The sequence below is a fragment of the Psychrobacter sp. LV10R520-6 genome, from assembly GCF_900182925.1.
Lineage (GTDB): Bacteria > Pseudomonadota > Gammaproteobacteria > Pseudomonadales > Moraxellaceae > Psychrobacter.
The window spans coordinates 846,652-864,051 of the sequence record NZ_LT900024.1 but is presented as its reverse complement, the minus strand read 5'-3'; the positions used below and the strand labels follow the sequence as shown (position 1 = coordinate 864,051).

Annotated in this window: 15 protein-coding genes; 6 read left to right on the top strand and 9 right to left on the bottom strand. The window is 40.3% G+C overall.

Annotation, left to right across the window (positions count from 1 at the left end; translation table 11 throughout):
* Positions 1 to 76 precede the first annotated feature (76 nt).
* From U1P77_RS03605 to U1P77_RS03580, 6 genes are all read right to left on the bottom strand, one after another.
* A complete protein-coding gene (locus tag U1P77_RS03605) occupies positions 77 to 526 on the bottom strand; it encodes a DUF1810 domain-containing protein (RefSeq protein ID WP_321156028.1) in 450 nt (149 codons plus the stop codon).
* Between the two features lie 94 nt (positions 527 to 620).
* Positions 621 to 3,335: a leucine-rich repeat domain-containing protein gene (locus U1P77_RS03600; RefSeq protein WP_321156027.1), complete on the bottom strand. Its 2,715-nt coding sequence runs from the start codon at positions 3,333 to 3,335 to the stop codon at positions 621 to 623.
* A 67-nt stretch (positions 3,336 to 3,402) separates the two neighbouring features.
* Positions 3,403 to 4,641, bottom strand: a complete 1,239-nt coding sequence (locus tag U1P77_RS03595; RefSeq protein ID WP_321156026.1) for a PDDEXK-like family protein — start codon at positions 4,639 to 4,641, stop codon at positions 3,403 to 3,405.
* Positions 4,642 to 4,692: 51 nt separating this feature from the next.
* Positions 4,693 to 5,781: a helix-turn-helix transcriptional regulator gene (locus U1P77_RS03590; protein ID WP_321156025.1), complete on the bottom strand. Its 1,089-nt coding sequence runs from the start codon at positions 5,779 to 5,781 to the stop codon at positions 4,693 to 4,695.
* Between the two features lie 100 nt (positions 5,782 to 5,881).
* Positions 5,882 to 6,751, bottom strand: a complete 870-nt coding sequence (locus tag U1P77_RS03585) for a PP2C family protein-serine/threonine phosphatase (RefSeq protein ID WP_321156024.1) — start codon at positions 6,749 to 6,751, stop codon at positions 5,882 to 5,884.
* 212 nt (positions 6,752 to 6,963) lie between these two features.
* Positions 6,964 to 7,449: a class I SAM-dependent methyltransferase gene (locus U1P77_RS03580; protein ID WP_321156605.1), complete on the bottom strand. Its 486-nt coding sequence runs from the start codon at positions 7,447 to 7,449 to the stop codon at positions 6,964 to 6,966.
* Positions 7,450 to 8,080: 631 nt separating this feature from the next.
* On the opposite strand from U1P77_RS03580, the gene U1P77_RS03575 reads away from it, so the two are divergent.
* Entirely contained in the window at positions 8,081 to 9,160 is a 1,080-nt protein-coding gene (locus tag U1P77_RS03575; RefSeq protein ID WP_321156023.1) for an alpha/beta fold hydrolase, read from the top strand.
* Positions 9,161 to 9,807: 647 nt separating this feature from the next.
* On the opposite strand, the gene U1P77_RS03570 is transcribed toward U1P77_RS03575, so the two are convergent.
* The 3 genes from U1P77_RS03570 to U1P77_RS03560 form a co-directional block, all read right to left on the bottom strand.
* On the bottom strand, positions 9,808 to 10,308 hold the full coding sequence (locus tag U1P77_RS03570) for a flavin reductase (protein WP_321156604.1): 501 nt from the start codon (positions 10,306 to 10,308) through the stop codon (positions 9,808 to 9,810).
* A gap of 161 nt (positions 10,309 to 10,469) precedes the next feature.
* On the bottom strand, positions 10,470 to 11,528 hold the full coding sequence (locus U1P77_RS03565; RefSeq protein ID WP_321156022.1) for a methionine synthase: 1,059 nt from the start codon (positions 11,526 to 11,528) through the stop codon (positions 10,470 to 10,472).
* 67 nt (positions 11,529 to 11,595) lie between these two features.
* The gene (locus tag U1P77_RS03560) at positions 11,596 to 12,603 is read right to left on the bottom strand and encodes a DUF1852 domain-containing protein (protein WP_321156021.1); all 1,008 of its coding nucleotides are present in this window, start codon (positions 12,601 to 12,603) and stop codon (positions 11,596 to 11,598) included.
* Positions 12,604 to 12,975: 372 nt separating this feature from the next.
* On the opposite strand from U1P77_RS03560, the gene U1P77_RS03555 reads away from it, so the two are divergent.
* The 5 genes from U1P77_RS03555 to U1P77_RS03535 all read left to right on the top strand — a co-directional run bounded on the left by U1P77_RS03555 (position 12,976) and on the right by U1P77_RS03535 (position 17,214).
* A complete protein-coding gene (locus U1P77_RS03555; protein ID WP_321156020.1) occupies positions 12,976 to 13,692 on the top strand; it encodes a 3'-5' exonuclease in 717 nt (238 codons plus the stop codon).
* A gap of 222 nt (positions 13,693 to 13,914) precedes the next feature.
* Positions 13,915 to 14,733: an acyl-CoA dehydrogenase family protein gene (locus tag U1P77_RS03550; RefSeq protein WP_321156019.1), complete on the top strand. Its 819-nt coding sequence runs from the start codon at positions 13,915 to 13,917 to the stop codon at positions 14,731 to 14,733.
* A 56-nt stretch (positions 14,734 to 14,789) separates the two neighbouring features.
* Positions 14,790 to 15,608 (top strand): PIG-L deacetylase family protein, encoded by an 819-nt coding sequence (locus U1P77_RS03545; protein WP_321156603.1) that lies wholly within the window; start codon positions 14,790 to 14,792, stop codon positions 15,606 to 15,608.
* Positions 15,592 to 16,506, top strand: a complete 915-nt coding sequence (locus U1P77_RS03540) for a class I SAM-dependent DNA methyltransferase (RefSeq protein WP_321156018.1) — start codon at positions 15,592 to 15,594, stop codon at positions 16,504 to 16,506. The genes U1P77_RS03545 and U1P77_RS03540 overlap by 17 nt, the downstream gene beginning before the upstream one ends.
* A gap of 33 nt (positions 16,507 to 16,539) precedes the next feature.
* The gene (locus U1P77_RS03535; protein ID WP_321156602.1) at positions 16,540 to 17,214 is read left to right on the top strand and encodes a glycosyltransferase family 2 protein; all 675 of its coding nucleotides are present in this window, start codon (positions 16,540 to 16,542) and stop codon (positions 17,212 to 17,214) included.
* Positions 17,215 to 17,400 lie beyond the last annotated feature (186 nt).

The window sequence follows — 17,400 nt, the reverse complement described above, 5'->3', positions numbered from 1 at the left end:
TTTTTTAATGTATTCAAAAGTATAAATTTGTGGTGAGAGTTGACGACATTACATCACCTTTTGAAGTCTCGTTCGGTTATATTTGCTGATATTGTTTATCACTTAATTGCATTAACATTCTTATAGTGTTTATATCGTAATTGCCTGCGTAGAACTGATACAAAAGTTGCTCAAAAACACAATCGTTACCAGCTGCAAAGGCAAATAAAGTCAGAGAAGATTGCAGCTTCAGATTATCCGGTGTACCAAAAATCTCTAAAGCGCTTTTATCAGGATGCAACAGCAGTAATTCAGCACACGCTATTAACCGTACTCCAAGCACATCATGCTGTAGATATTCTTTTGCTTGCTCCAGGCTCTGTAACGAAAAACGTCGAGCCCGTACACTATGTCCCAATCCTTTGATCTGAGGAAAAATGAACCACATCCAATGCGTACGCTTTTTACCTTGAGTCAGCTCCTCAATAACCAGTGGATAAACCGTATTTTGGGCATGAATAAGATCATTAAACAAAGCTTTATTCATATCTCTCACCTTATATCTTCTTTGCTTCTTAAGTGATAATTATCTACCAACAGTTCTTACAACCTCATTCAAGCAATATTTATGCTTAATAAAACTAGCTAGCAACATATATCGCTCCCATCCAGCAATATTTAGGCTTATCAATAATTTCTGTACCGTAGAACACAGGTGCGTCAACCACAGCCCTACTCTCAATCGCAGTTACTATAACTTCAAATTTCTTAAGCGATATACTACAATTACTTTTAACTTCAAACATCATAGAGTTAATACTAAGACCTTTGGGGATTTGGCTTATAATTTGCTCGATTGCTCGGTCTGAATCAAACTCCCCCATTGCATTAGCCTGTATGAAGCGGGCATATTTTCCAGACAAACAACCCATCTCAAAATCATCAATACTGATACCAACCAAGCCTGTTCTTTCTAATACGGATTTAAACACCCCTATTACTTGTTCTACCTCTGCTGGCTGGCAAATAATAATGCCATCTATCACATCGAATTCATCAATGCTTTTGTCAGACGTTTGCAAACCGAATAAGAGACTCACTCCTGTTTTATACTTTAGATCGATTAGTGCTTTTTCATCCCAGCCATCATCAACGAGGAAAAATCCGTAATTAGATAAGCGATAATCTCCTGCCAACGGTGTGTATAAAGCAGTCCAAGGTAGCCCACACAGCCGGAGCTCTTGATTGCGATACTTTTCGATGACAATTGGCGGTAACAGACCAACTAACTGAACAGGAATATGCAGTGAACGTAAATGGGTTAGGTTAACCAAGCTCTTAGGGAACTGCTTGGTTTTATTGCTAGTGACACTGAGCCACTCTAACCGAACTAATTTTCCCAATGCCTCTGGTAAACAATCAATACCTTCACAGCTTAAAGTTAACTTCGTCAGGCTGGTTAAATCACCGATGGTCTTTGGGAGTTGCTTGATTTCATCACTGGCGATAGTGAGATCATCTAAGCGAATCAACTGCCCCAACGATTCTGGTAAACACTCAAGACCTTCACAGTTTAGCGTTAACTCCGTCAGGCTTGTTAGATCACCGATAGTCTCTGGAAGTTGCTTTATTTCATCACTGGCGATAGTGAGCTTCTCTAGCCGAATCAACTGTCCCAATGTCTCTGGTAAACACTCAAGACTCTCACAGTTTAGCGTTAACTCCGTCAGGCTAGTTAGACCACCAATAGTCTGTGGGAGTTGTTTTAAATGATGACTGGTGATTGTTAATTCTTTTAAGGTCTTCAAACTGCCGATATTATCGGGTAACTTATCTAGATAAGTACTACGAATTTTTAATATTTCCAAATTTGGCAAGTTCCCTATCGATTCAGGTAAAGTAGTGACCTGCCCTGATAATATCGATGCCTCACCTCTGCTACCTTGGTATGATTCCACATGACCATCGTTGTCAAAATTGATGAGTAAAGTCTTAATATTTTGCAGTCTATCGATACTACTTGGCAAAGTTTTCATACTTGGACAAGCCATGTGCAGTTCTTTTAAACCGGTTAACTCAGCGATATCGTTGGGTAATTTGCTTAAGTGTTCACTTCTGATAGTTAGTTCGTGCAAGTTTTTTAGACATTCTAATGAATTAGGTAAGTAGGTTAAATGCCTACAATCAAGTTGTAGTTCTTTTAAGCTTGTTAACTTGGAAATGGCATCGGGTAACACCGTTAGACTCTCGCTCCAAACAGTAAGTTCAGTTAACTGCTCCAATCCTATGATTGTCTCAGGTAAATGAGTAAGGCTGTTGCAACTTAGGCCTAAAGACTGAAGCTGAGTTAATGCTCCGATGCTATCGGGCAATACAGTTAAGCGGTCATCATCGATAAATAATTCGGTTAGACATCTGATATCCGTCAAGTTGTCTGGTAACTTATCTTGCTTACTAGATAGATGCAATTTGATATCACAACTCATCTCTACCAATACCTTAGGAACCGTAGACACATCATGAAACCTAATTTCCAAAGTTTTTAGACTTTTTAGTTCATTTAAGTTAGTAAGTATAAAATCAGAATCGTTACAAGTTAATCTGAGCTCTTCAAGATTCACCAAATTGGTAATAGTGTCTGGCAATCTATCATCAGCTTGGCAATTATTGTCACCTAATGACATAGATTCACATAAAGATAAGTGTCTTAGTTGCGTCAAACAACCAATAGCTTTTGGTATTGGCTGCGTGTACGAATCGATCGATATATATGTCTTGTTAGCCAGTTCATCAATATCTCTTGGAATGCTATAAACAGATAGGTCACATGACTCTGCCCAGTCGATGACTGACTGTAGTGCCTCCCTGTCGATGTTTTCAGTTATGATTATCTGTCTTTTATTCGATACTATCTGTCTTTGTATGTACTTTTGAATACTATTGCTAGGTTTAGTGGATTTGATAGGGTCACTCCATCCTCTACAACCCTCACCTAAGACTCGTAAAAAATCAGTGACTTCTGTAGATAAATTAATTAGCTTATTAGCACTATGAGTAGAACCACCCTCATCAATAATAAAACAAACCAGCTTCTTCAGCCTAACTATGCACTCTGGTAGCGTGATGAGCTGATTTCCACTGATATTTAGCGATTCCAAATTACTGAGCTGACCGATACTATCAGGTAGCTCAGTTAATCCTTTGTAGCTAATATCTAAATTTATTATAGCTAACAGATCATCCTTATTACGTGGCAAATCCTTTTCAGGAATTTCAAACTTATCGGCCCACATCCACAACTCTGTCATCCATGGCTCTGTTGTAGCAGTATCAACCACATTATCGATAGCTGACATATTATGGATTCCTTTATTGAGTTATGTTTAGTAGGCTAAAAATCTTTGGCTCAGTTTTTGTTAACTATTATTGAATAAGAAGGTTGTTATCTTTTAACAAACTAAAGATTTTGTCCATTTCATCCAAAATCTTATCTGCCATTGTACCTTCATTTATCATTAGCCATGCTTTGCTACAGCCCTTCCAGTCTTGAGGCTGAAAGTAATAACCAGCTGGCCAAAGTGATGAACTCCAAATATTTTTGTCGGTTAATGCTATATTTAGCACCGATTTCATTTTTTCTGTATATGGAGAGGTTTTTACTGCCTCTGCTGAGATAAACTTAATACCCAAACATGGTTTGTCAAAATTCTTATTCTGAAACTCAAAACAAATATATCCGATATCGTAGCCTGGGATTATAAGGTTAATCCGCTCATAGCTTTTGCCATCACCGAGGTAACTAATATCCAATTCATAATCAGTTTTTTTACATTTTGCTAATAAGTCTATTTTCAGCTTTGCCATTAGCTCTTTCTTCATTCGATCTACAGTGTTAGACACCTTGATACTGGCATCGATGGTAGCTGCATTTTTTTTAATAATATCTAAAACTGCATTATCTTCATTCATATCTTCTATTCCCATGAACTGCTTTTGAATAAACTTAATTAATTGTGCAATAAATTCACTGACGCTATGATTTTGGCATTCGACTTGGCAGGCCTTGAGCCAACCTATTAGATCGCTAAACTTTACAGCGCTAAACTGATTGTTATCAGTCAAAGTATTTAAGTCATCAGGTTTTATACTATACTCACTTGGTACATCCTGATACTCGCTTAGGTATATGAGATGCCAAGCCTTGTGCTTTCTATTATCAAGCTCTATAGCGTAATCTTTTAATTGTTCAAACTGATCTCCTGCGTAAGGCTTATTCTCAATACAAATACCATAGCTTTCATCACCAACCTGACACCTTAAGTAAATATCCATACGTCGTTGGCTATTGCTTTTTCCAGTTACTTCTTCAAGAAAAACATCAGTTTTATCTATATTATCAAGAAAACCCTGCCATTTATTCTCTTTATATACGGTAGGTAAGCAGTACTCAACGAATAGACTTAAAAAGCTTCCTTGCTGTGCATGACTGCCTTTAGGATCAAGCAGAGACGCTAAAATACGACTAAGACCCAATTCATCGGTGTTGATATAATCAAAAGTATTAAAGTCAGGTGAGAGCTGACGACTGTAGAGTGCTTGCGCAGTCTCTAAGGCACTAAGCTTTTGGCTGACTTCATTTATTAAACTCTTCACTGCGCTCATATTTACGCTTCCTTATCATTTATTAATGGTTGTTGAATACATATTATTTTACTAATCCTCATACAACTCTAACGCACTATGTAAGCGCTCAAGAATAATGACTTTCAATGATATCGGCTCTACTACCACTGCTAGCTGCGACATACTCACTAGCCAGTCTTGCAAGCGTTGCGTGTTAGCAACAGTAGCGCTTACTTGATTCCAAGTATCATCAACAATAGCAATGTTCTGATCTGCTGAGAGTGGACGTTCATAAAGGTGCTGACAGGCATATTTCTGTACTTTTAAAACCAAGCTAATTTCAGTATTGTCGGTAAACTCTAGCTTGCCCAATTGCTGTAAGCTTGTCAGGGTAAAGATATCTCGCCCTAGCCAGTCAGGTACTTGCTCATCAATGACTGTAGCCTCAACAATACGACTGACCGCAAAATTACGATGCTGCTTCAGTAACACCTCATCATCAATATTATCTTCAATAGCATTAAAGCCTGTGAAATACATCATATTGTCAATAAAAACCAGTCCTTTCGGATAAATCACCCTTTGAATGGGACTATCCTCCCATTTTTTGTGATAACAGATATGCAACAGGCAGTTTTGCAGTAAGGATTCATGAATGCTGGCAAGCACATCGCTATTAAGCGTTGGCGCTTGCACAATGCTTGGTAAGGTAATCAGATGCTCTTGCCATTGCCCTAATGGACTACTATCAAAGGCCTGCTTATCTTGCCGGCGAATCTGCGACAGCTTATCAGATATGGTCAGCTGCATAGAGACTGGCAAATAGTACGCGGTATAATTGCTAAGCATCTCCCAAAAAAACAGTGTTTGCTCGTTAATGATATCAATGCTAAAACCAGCTTCAATATAAAACCTTGCTGTCTTACCACTGATATTTTGCTCCCATGCTGGTGCTCGTACTAAAGCCTGACTATAAAATATATCGTTAAATATTTGTTTTAAGCTAATAAGATCATTTTCTAAGTTCTTGCGCTCATTAGCGAAATGCTTAGGATCGTTACCATAAGTTGTCATTAACTCCGTTAATGATATGGCTTTCTCTTTATCACGCGGCAAACGTTGATAAAGGATAAATAAGCGCTCTGATTTGTTATAGCTGGCGATAGCATGTGTGGGCATAGTGATTTCACTTTATAGAGATTATGGGTGCTTAAGCTTGAATCCTAATAATCATACTTACTACTCGATTGATTAGTCGGTTATCAACTAACATGGTCAATCAATAAAAACGAACCACAATCGCTGTGCCATTATCATAAGCATGACCATCAGATTGATACACCTGAGTTTTAAGGGCTTTTAGCCAGTCTTGTAAATCAGTCTCGGCATTGATAGGCTGCCAATCTTTACTTGGTACCAAATCATGAATTCCATCAGTGCAAACCACTAGACAGTCACCTGACTGAATAGTAATGGTCTGCGCGGTACTATCTGGCGCCTCGCTGCTCGGAAAATCATTATCAGCAGTCAATGCAAAGCATTCCGTGATGCTGTACAAGCTACCTGCCATACCGTCACGGTTATAATCTGCAAACGTAGCTTGTCTCCCTTGCTCATGCGCCTGCTGATCAATTAGTTCATTGAGTAAGTTATCATCTCGAGTCAAGCACTGCCATTGCGTCTCACCTTTAAGCAGTTTATAGACACGACTGTCACCAACATGCATTATTCTCACGCTAATGGTTTCATCACTATTGAATGTTCCTGTAATCATAGCGAGAGTGGCTGCGGCGCCATAACGTTTATGCGAGTGCTTGGTTTGACTGATTAAATGATGAATATGATTTGAAGTGATGGGTTGAGTAGTTGATTGATTGCCATCCCATAAAGCTTTGATTGCTTTTACAACTGCCTTTGAGCAATACTGTGAATAGTTAGAGCTGGCTACCCCATCCGATACCGCAAAGCAAAATGGCATTTCTATAGATATAATTTCTGTAATACCTGAGGTCTCTTGATACCAGTTATCCAAAAAGAAAAAAGCATCCTGCTGACGCTGGTTACTGGCATTGCCTTGGAAAGTTATGGCGCAAGCTTGCGCTATTGAATTGATGGATTTTGGATAGCGTTCATTTGAGGAAGTATTCATAGCAGTGAACCCCTGTGTTGATCACAAAGGCTAGTATAGCGGACAACCTGTAATTTTATCTTCTAGGTTGGATCATATTTAAGATTTTAGTAGTATAATTAGCTTCTACTGACTATCGATTATCTTTTGATATAAAGTTGATATATTGGCTTAAAATACTTTACGCTCGTATGATTCGCTATAGTCTCGTTCCAATTCAAGTCGTCTCAAATTCAGTTATTTTTCTTAAAAATAACATTAAACCACCTACCCTTATGCTCAGGTCTCCTATCCTCTGATAACCAGATATCACAATCAATCACATGATGTGTTTCAGATACGATGGTAGTCCAACGCGCCTCATTCATATCGCAAAAGAAGCGCTCACTCTCTATTCGCTCCCCTTCCCCATATTTAAACGACGCATACAGCACACCATCTTCAGTCAGCGTATCTAGTAATAATTCAATAGCTGCAGCCAATTCACTAAAAGGCACGTGTAATAATGAAGCACAGGCCCAAATCCTAGTAAACCTGCCTTGCCACGGCTGGCTTTTAACATCTTTGAAACTCAAAGCACACCAATCAATTTTATTCGAACTACAATGTTCCTTTGCCCCTTCAATTAAATTAACACTGGCATCTATCGCTGTTACTTGATAACCCAAAGAAGCAAAATAGGTAGCATCTCGCCCAGAGCTACAGCCGACATCTAATATGTGATGAATTATAGGAGCTGCTAGTTTCTTTAAAATGGTCTATATAAATCTGCCATATCAACTAAATAAGTAGCCTTAGCATATTCATTGGCATTGATTTGATAATAATTAAGCGTGTTATTAATGACCGTCATAAAATCAATATTTTGGGGGTTGTTAGCTTACTGATTACTTTTAGTTGTTTGGGCGGCGTCCAGACAAGATCGTTATTTTCAATTGCCATCTGATATGCCCACTGACTTACTCGTTCAGAGGTATCTTGATTACTCACGAAGCCTTTATCAGGGCGCTAACCATAATGTCTATTATGACTAGAAATGATTACTACCATTAAAGCCTAGTCAACGAAACCTAAGAAACGGTTGTTTTGCAGGCGTTATATTTTTCAAATATCGTTCATACTATCCATGTATATCATAGCATCAAACAAATTTACTTTTTTTAGCTGCTCAACACTGCCAACCTTTGAGCCATGCTAAGCAAAACGTAGACTCAAATCTGATAAAATTAAACAAAACCTAGAGTACGAGATTAGGTGGTTCTAATTCTTAATGATAGTATCAGTAGTCCAGTCAGACTATAAAAGTCTGAAAGATGATAGGGAAATAAATTAGAAAAGGAGATCAAAATAATGCTATTAGACAATCCGTTTTATACGCAGGAAGCACAAGGAAAGTATGACTTATATTCAATAGGACAATTCGAACTTGAGGAAGGAAGTGTTATTCCCGATCTAAAGCTTGCAGTTGCAACTTACGGGTCTTTGAACGCGGATAAAAGCAATGCTATTCTCATTCCAACCTGGTTCGCTGGGACACACAGTGTTTGGGAGCAGTTTTATATTGGTCATGGCCGTGCTTTGGATCCAGAAAAGTACTTTATTATCGTGGTCAACCAAATTGGTAACGGTCTTTCAATTTCGCCTCACAACACTAAAGATAAGCTTATTGCCATGTCTCGCTTTCCAAAAGTGCGTATCAGTGACGATGTTCGTGCTCAGGAAAAACTACTACGAGAAGTTTTTGGTGTTGATAAGCTAGCGTTGGTTGTTGGTGGTTCAATGGGGGCACAGCAGACTTGGGAATGGGCTGTTCGATTCCCTGAGCGGGTACTGAGGGCAGCCCCTATTGCTGGTACTGCTCAAAATACGCCACACAACTTCATTTTTGCACAGACGTTGATCGATGCTATTACTAGCGACCCTGGTTTTGCTGATGGTGAGTATAGCTCACATACTGAAGTATCGGATGGGCTAGAGCGTCACGCCGACCTTTGGGCAGTGATGGGTTTTTCGACTGACTTCTGGAAAACAGAATATTGGCGTAGCATTCAACCTCTAATTGAGGAACAAGGTTATAATTCTTTTGAAGAATTTCAAGAAGGATTTTTACGTACTATATTTCGAATGATGGATCCCAATGCTCTTTTGACAATGGCTTGGAAGTGGCAACGTGGTGATGTTGCTCGAAATACTGATGGTGATCTTAAAGCGGCATTAGGTCGTATTACTGCAAAAACCTTCGTAATGCCGATAGACCACGATATGTTTTTCCCAACAGCGGATTGTGCAGCTGAGCAAGCAATAACTCCAAATAGTGAATTAAGAGAGTTGCATACTATCACTGGACATCTAGGCCTATTTGGCTTTGATCAAAGCTACCTTAATGAATTGGATCAGCATCTAGCTGAACTACTTGATATACAAGTATAGAAAGAAATATCTCATCAGCTAAAGCCAGATAATATTTCTATTATCTGGCTTTTAAAATTTTTATCAAATGATCGTATGCGTCTAGCCTTTCTTCTCTGCGATCGGTCTATTATGAAACCTTACAGAATTTTGAAGATCTTGGTTATCATTAATGTCTTCAGCATTTTTATAATCATGGATAATACAATCTAGTTACTCGGGATATGGTTAAGTATGCAACATATGGACCCTTACGCTACCGTTGTTAATTGCCTATATGAGCCTAAAAGACCTAAAAAACGACCTGCTGAGTTGCTCTGTCAAGCGCCAGTATCTAATCAGGTAGCAAACATTATGAGCGACAAACGCTGCATATATTAAGAAAATGATTAATTCCACGGGATATTTACTGCATAGTTTGATTTAATTTTATTGGCGTAGACTGGGTCTTTAACCCTGAAAAGCGTTAAAAAATTGTACTGCTAGAAAATTATAAATCTTCTCTTGCACTAGGACAAAGGTCTCCCAGACCTTTATTTTTTCCTAGCTCATAACTTTGCAAGGGAAATTCTTTAAATAGAATTTCCCTGAAATATTTTACAAAAGTAGAATGCTGCACTAAAGTCACAGCTTACGTTAAGAATAAATTTAGTTAAATGACAGCTAACTTAAGCGATTTCTACTTGACCAACTTGACCAACCTGATGATAAGCACGATTAAAATAAACCAAACTTTCATCTTGTTGACTGTGTTTGATTGCGACAACACGACACATAAAAATACTATGCGTTCCAACTTCTTGAATGTTCTCAATCTCACAATCAAAACTCACCAACGCATCTTCTAAAACAGGGGCACCTGTTGCTAATTCAGTCCAAGAACCCTGTTTAAATCGCTCTTCTGAACCCAATTTCGATGCAAATGCATTGGATATCTGTTCATGCTGTGCGCCTAACACATTGACACTTAAAATTTTATTTTCAATAAAATGGGCATGTGACCGAGACGTCTGATTCATACAGACCAACAACGTTGGTGGTGTATCTGTGACGCTACATACCGCAGACGCAGTAAACCCGTGAAGACCAGATGTGCCTTGTGTGGTGACCACATTGACCGCAGTCGTTAACGAAGACATTGCATTTCTAAAGTCGGTTGCTTCAATCATATCTTTAATCATTGCTGCAATCCTAAATTTGATTATAGCTTGTTTCTAGATGGAGCTAGGGCTACTTAATGGTCTAATCAGATTTGTTCAATCAAACCGAATGAATCAATTTGATGAGACCCTTCACACCGCTTAAGAATCGGTAAGTGCATTGACAAGTGCTAGGCAGTCAGTTCTTTACGAACGATTTGGGCGCCTGCGCTTAAAGCACTCAACTTGCCTCGTGCAACTTGGCGAGACAAAGGTGCCATACCACAGTTGGTCGAAGGATAGAGCTTGTCAGCATCGACAAATTGCAGTGCAGCTCTAAGCGTATTGGCAACCTCTTCAGGGGTTTCAATGTTATTGGTTGCCACATCAATGGCACCGACCATCACTTTTTTACCACGAATCAATTCAAGCAAATCCATGGGCACACGTGAGTTTTGACATTCGAGTGAGATAATATCGATCTTAGACTGCTGCAGTTTAGGAAACGCTTTCTCATATTGGCGCCACTCTGAACCCAGTGACTTTTTCCAATCGGTGTTGGCTTTGATGCCATAGCCGTAGCAAATATGGACCGCCGTTTCACATTTTAGACCTTCAATTGCACGCTCTAACGTTGCAATACCCCAGTCGTTCACGTCATCAAAGAACACATTAAAGGCAGGTTCATCGAATTGGATAATATCCACACCCGCTGCCTCTAATTCTCTCGCTTCTTGATTGAGTATGATGGCGAATTCCCAAGCCAATTTTTCACGGCTTTTATAATGACCATCATACAGCGTATCAATCATCGTCATCGGGCCTGGCAGTGCCCATTTGATTGGCTTATTGGTTTGCTGACGTAAAAACTTAGCATCTTCAACAAATACAGGCTTTTGACGACTCACAGCACCAACCACTGACGGCACACTCGCATCATAGCGATTACGGATTCGAACGGTCTCACGCTTCTCAAAATCTACGCCATCAAGATGTTCAATGAAGGTGGTCACAAAATGCTGACGGGTCTGCTCGCCATCACTGACAATATCAATCCCTGCACTCACTTGTTCCTGCAATGACACACGTAAAGCATCTTGTTTGCCTTCAATAAGCCCGTCACCTTCTAATCTCCAAGGTGACCAAATTTTCTCAGGTTCTGCCAGCCAAGAAGGTTTCGGTAAGCTGCCAGCGGTTGACGTCGGTAATAACGTTGGTTTCAGTAATGGTGTCGGTAATAATGTTGTCATGTTGATCCACTTTTTATATTTTGCTTTTATATGTTGGTCTTCTATATTTCGGCTAGATTTCTATTGGTTAGGCTGCATGTTTTTTAACAGCTTGTTTCTTAACATCATAGCTTGCAGCCCATTGCTCAAGAATGGCTTGGTATGGCTTGATGAACTGTTCTTCAGTAAATTTACCTTGGGTTACCGCCATCTGGCTGCGCTCTTCACGATCATACACAATTTGAGTCAGTGAATAATCTTGGTACTTCAAACTTGGTTGATACACTTGACCTGCTGTAGAATTGGCATTGTAAATTTCAGGGCGGTAGATCTTTTGGAAAGTTTCCATGGTACTGATAGCACTGATCAGCTCAAGATCGGTGTAATCACTCAGCAAGTCACCCGCAAAATAAAACGCTAAAGGCGCAGCACTATTTGCAGCCATGAAGTAGCGAACGGTTAAGCCCATTTTGTGGAAATAGTCATCGGTTAACGAATAGTCATCTTGTATGTATTCAACCCCTAATATAGGATGCTGATTGGCAGTACGGTGATAGGTTTTACTGGTTGAAACACTGATGCAAATCACAGGTTTTTTATTAAAGTTGGCTTTGTATGCCTCTGAGTTCAATAAGTATTGGAACAGTTTGCCATGTAAATCACCAAAATGCTCTGGCGTTGGTGATGCTAAGTTTTTATTGCTATGTTCTGACAGTACGACGCTAAAGTCGTAATCGCGTACATAAGACGAGAAACTGTTGCCGATCATACCGTCAATACGCTTGTTGTCTTTGTGGTCAACAATAGTTGTTTTCAACGTCTCGATTACAGGGAATGTATTACCCTTGCCTTCAATATCCATATCTGCAGAAATGATGTCAACTTCAACAGAATAACGGTCTGCTGTCGGGTTATCCCAATGCGCCAAAGCGTTAAAACGATTATTGATCATTCTTAGTGTTTTGCTTAAGTTCTCTTGACGATGCTCGCCACGAGCCAAATTCGCAAAGTTAGTCGTAAGACGCGTGCTGTCTGCAGGATGATAGTTTTCATCAAAACGAATGCTCTTAATTGAACAGGTAAATTCTTTACTCATGGTGATCTGCTACCCTAATTTCTGAGATAAAACCCAATTTCTGTATGAAATAAATCATACCTGAACCAATACATGAATAAAAATGACTTAACTTAAATTAAAGATGAATAAAATTCATTTTTGTAAGTTTATGGTATGAAAGAGGAGTGGACAGCGGAAATTTTGACTACTGACTTAATGAAAAATTAAGCCTGTAAAACATTTTAAGTTTATGAATTATAAATACTTAGAATGTGACTTGGCATATGCCCTAATGGAACCATCTGTATGTAGCCTTTAATCCATCAATAGATCACTCGAAATAGACTGATATAATGGAACTATTTATAACAAGTCAAAACCTATAACAAATCAAAACAACCAAGGCTAATTATGAGTACTTATATACTGGACACAGAAACGACAGGACTAAGTGAACCGCACATGACGGAAGCGGCCTACTCTATTGTTGAGATAAACGATGGCAAGGTAAAGGTATTACAGGATCCGAGAGCTAAGCGTTTTAATCCTCTTAAAGAAATTAGCTTAGGGTCTATGGCAACATCGCATATATGTGAGGGAGATATTGCGAACGAGACCCCTCATACAGAGTTTAGACTACCTAGCAGTGTTGAGTATTTAGTTGGTCACAATATTGATTTTGATATGCAGGTCTTAAACAATGCTGGCGTGACTCATACACCTAAGCTGATATGCACTTTTGCAATGGCTGCCCATCTTCTGCCGACACTCGACAGCCATAAATTAGTCGCACTACTCTATTACTTCCACCGAGATATCGCACGTAGTCAAGCAAAGGATGCACACGCTGCCATTGCTGATATTTACTTTACTCAGCTGGTGCTTAGCAGCCTGATTGATCTGGCTAATAGTCAAGGTCATGCCATAACTGATGTGAATAGCTTATATGAATTTAGCCAAATGGCACGCATACCTACACATTTGAGTTTTGGTAAACATAAGGGTGAGGCTATTGCAGATCTAGCTACCAATTCTGATGGCGCAGGCTATCTTAAGTGGCTGCTTAAACAAGATAGTGTTGATCCTTATTTAACTAAAGCATGCCAGCGCGCACTAGAATCGGTATAAATACAATTATGCAGTCAGTTTTTTATCGTAAAAGACAATATTCTTCCTGGGTAGCTGGATAAACATCTGGGTCGAGAGTTCGAATTTATTTTCTCACTCCAGATATGGCTCATTAGGAGCGACAGGACAAATTCACCTACATTAACCCGTTGGCAAATTTTAGAATATGTTGCGAGTATTGATTTAACGATTGCAAAATGGTTTGAATCACACTTAGATGCATTGAGTATTTTACATGAAGTGGGCTATGACAAAAATACCAATGGACTATGGGCAGTTTGGGCGTCAGAAGGTCACTCCGATCCTATACGTTACCAGCAGGGCAAAGTCAGTGGCACAAAGGCTTGGTGTTCGGGGGCGAATATTATTGATCATGCGCTAATGACTTATCGAGATAACCACGGTCACTCGCAACTGCTTATTGTGGACATGCAGCAAACTGGGATTGAGATTGACAATAGTGAATGGCAAGCGGTAGGAATGCAAGCCACTGGTACTGCCACCGTACAGTTTAATCAGGCAACGGCCAGTAATGTTGGGGCGGCGAATGCGTATCTAGAACGTATGGGATTTTGGCATGGAGCGGCAGGTATTGCCGCTTGCTGGTATGGCGCAACGGCTTACTTAGCATCCTATCTAATGACGGCTTATCAGCAAAAACCGCATGATTATAAAGCCATGTATTTGGGGCAAATTAGTACGGCATTAGCCGTCACTCAGCAGTATTTTCATCGTGTCTCAAGCTTAATAGATAGCCAACCGCAACGGAGCCATGAACTTGCCATTCGTCAATTAAGATCAAACGTCGAGCAGCTGGCTCGCCTAGTGATAGAGACCGTCGGACAGGCATTGGGGGCAGTGCCATTTTGTCGTAATGCCCATTTCGCAAGATTATCAGCAGATTTAGCGGTGTTTATTCGCCAAAGTCATGGGGCGTTTGATTTACAAAAGATTGGCGAATTAATCAGTGACGAAACCAGTGACTTATTAGATGGGCAGGAAAATATATGGCAGTCCCTAATGTTTCAGCACTCGATGTAGCAGCAAATCCTGCAAGCCCTGACCCTTCATCCACCAACAGTGTTACGGCGACTCATATGAATGTCCTAACCAATCAAGCCATAACGCCTGAACACAACCATCCGATTGTTGGTGACCGGGTTATTGAAGGCGATGGGACCAGTCAGAACGATTGGAAAAATTGGCAAGGGTTGCAGAATTTACCCCGATTAAATATTGCAAAAAGTTTTCCGCCACACCAGCGTGTGTGCATTTTTGCGCCGCATCCTGACGATGAAGTGTTGGGCTGTGGCGGTATGCTGCAACAGTTGGCTGCTAATGGTAATCCTATCGTCGTTGTTTGCGTGACCAATGGCGAACAAAGCCACCCAAATTCGCAGATTTATCCCCCGCAAAAGCTTAATATCATCCGTCCACAAGAAAGCCTTGCGGCGTTAGAAGTATTAGGCGTGGCTCATCAGGTCACGTCTATTGCCCTAGATTTAACCGATGGCGACGTGTTTTCCCAACAAGCACAATTTACCAAAAAATTAGCCGCTATTGTCCAGCCTGACGATATTTTAGTGACGACCTTTATGCGCGACGGACATCCCGACCACGAAGCAACAGGGCAAGTGGTAGCGGCATTTGCCAAGCAGCACCATTTAGCGTGTTATCAAGTATTAATTTGGGCATGGCATTGGGCAAAGCCTGATGATAGTCGTATTCCTTGGCACTGTGCCATCCGATTAGATTTAACTGCTGAGCAATTACAGCGTAAAACCCAAGCAATTGAATGCTTTGCCAGTCAAATTACCGTTGATGAGAGTACGGGCAACCCGCCAATTTTATCTGCCCAAACTATCGCTAGAATTAGCCAGCCCTGGGAGGTTTATTTATATGAGTCACACCCCTAAATCTACGACGTCTACTAATACGAATCTTACCGACAGTCAAAGTAACCTTACGGACAGTTTGACTGTTTCTAAAACGACCTCGGCTGACTGTACCCAATCTCAAAGCCAATCTGTCCCCTGTTTAGAAACGTATTCAGCGACCTATTCAGAAAGCTATTTTGATGCGTTATATAGCGACAATACTGACCCATGGCAGTATCAGACCCGCTGGTATGAAAAAAGAAAACGTGATATCTGTCTAGCGGTACTGCCGCAAGCTCAATATGACAATGCCATTGAGTTAGGGTGCGGTAATGGCGTGTTTAGTGAATTACTTGCCCGTCGTTGTAAAGCTTTAGTAAGTACAGATGGTAATAACAAAGCGGTGCAACTTGCCAAACAACGCTTGGCGGGGTTACCCCATGTTAGGGTTATACAAGGGGCTATTCCTAACGCATTATTGACTTTAAAAGAGGCGCTTTTAACAGCTTATCCTTTATCAGATAACCCATTTTCTAAGAAACCACTCGCTGATGAACCATTTGCTAATAAATCGCTCGCTAATAAACCACCTTTTGACCTAATAGTCATTAGTGAAATTCTATATTATTTATCGCCAAATGATATTAATACGGTTATCGCTTGGATTGGGCAAAATCTTGCCATAGGCGGTACATTACTGTGCTGTCATTGGAGATACGCTATTGATGGCTTTGCGATGACGGGCGAGACGGTGCACCAACGCTTACACCAAGCGTTTAGCTTAGCAAATAACGCAAATAATGAAGGAGGTCATCCAGTAGCTTTTAATCATCCCACAGCTTTTAGTCATCAAAGTAAGATTGTAGATACCAATTTTTTATTAGACGTTTGGCAAAACGCTCCAAATTCGGTCGCCATGCAAGAAAACTTGGTATAACATGATATGACAGTCAGCAAGATAATGGGTGATATAAAAATCGGTATTGTGATTCCCGCTCATAACGAGGCGCTGACTATTACCAATTGCCTGGCGTCGGTTCAAACAGCCATTGAGCAACTACCTTCAACCATTGCGGCGTATCCGCTGGTGGTGCTTGATAGCTGCACCGATGACACGCTGGCGTTAGTCAAAGCCGCGGGGGTTGATTATATATGCTGTGATTATCAGTGTGTAGGACGGGTGCGAGATATGGGCATTCGCCATGCTATCACCCACGGAGCAACATGGCTTGCCTGTACAGACGCAGACTCAATAGTGACTACAGATTGGTTGGTGCAGCAAATCGAACATATTACGCACCAGCCTACTGATATGATTTGCGGCGTGGTGAGCGTTGATAGCTGGGCGCATTTGACGCCGCAAACGCGGGAATCTTATATCACTCATTACCAAGATATTATGGGACATCGCCATATTCATGGGGCAAATTTAAGTTTTAGCGGTGAGGCCTATCTCGCTGTTGGCGGCTTTGCCTCATTATCTTGCTATGAAGATGTGGATTTGGTTAAAAAATTTGAGACTAAAGGCTATGCTATCGCTTGGAGCAATCGCGTCCGTGTGATTACCAGTAGCCGTTTAGAAGCTCGGGCGACAGAAGGTTTTGCAGCATTTTTAGCAAATTTAGAAAAAAGCAATTTACAATAGATATTTACAGAAATAGTTTACAGAAACCTAGGCGCTGCATAGTATTCAAAATTAGGACTGCTGATTGCTCCTTATTTATCAAAGCTGTGTTCTAGACTAGTCATAAATCGACGGTACTACTAAAATATTGGCTAGATCTTGGCTGGATTCATCAACAGCGACTGAACACTTTGAGCAAGCGATAGG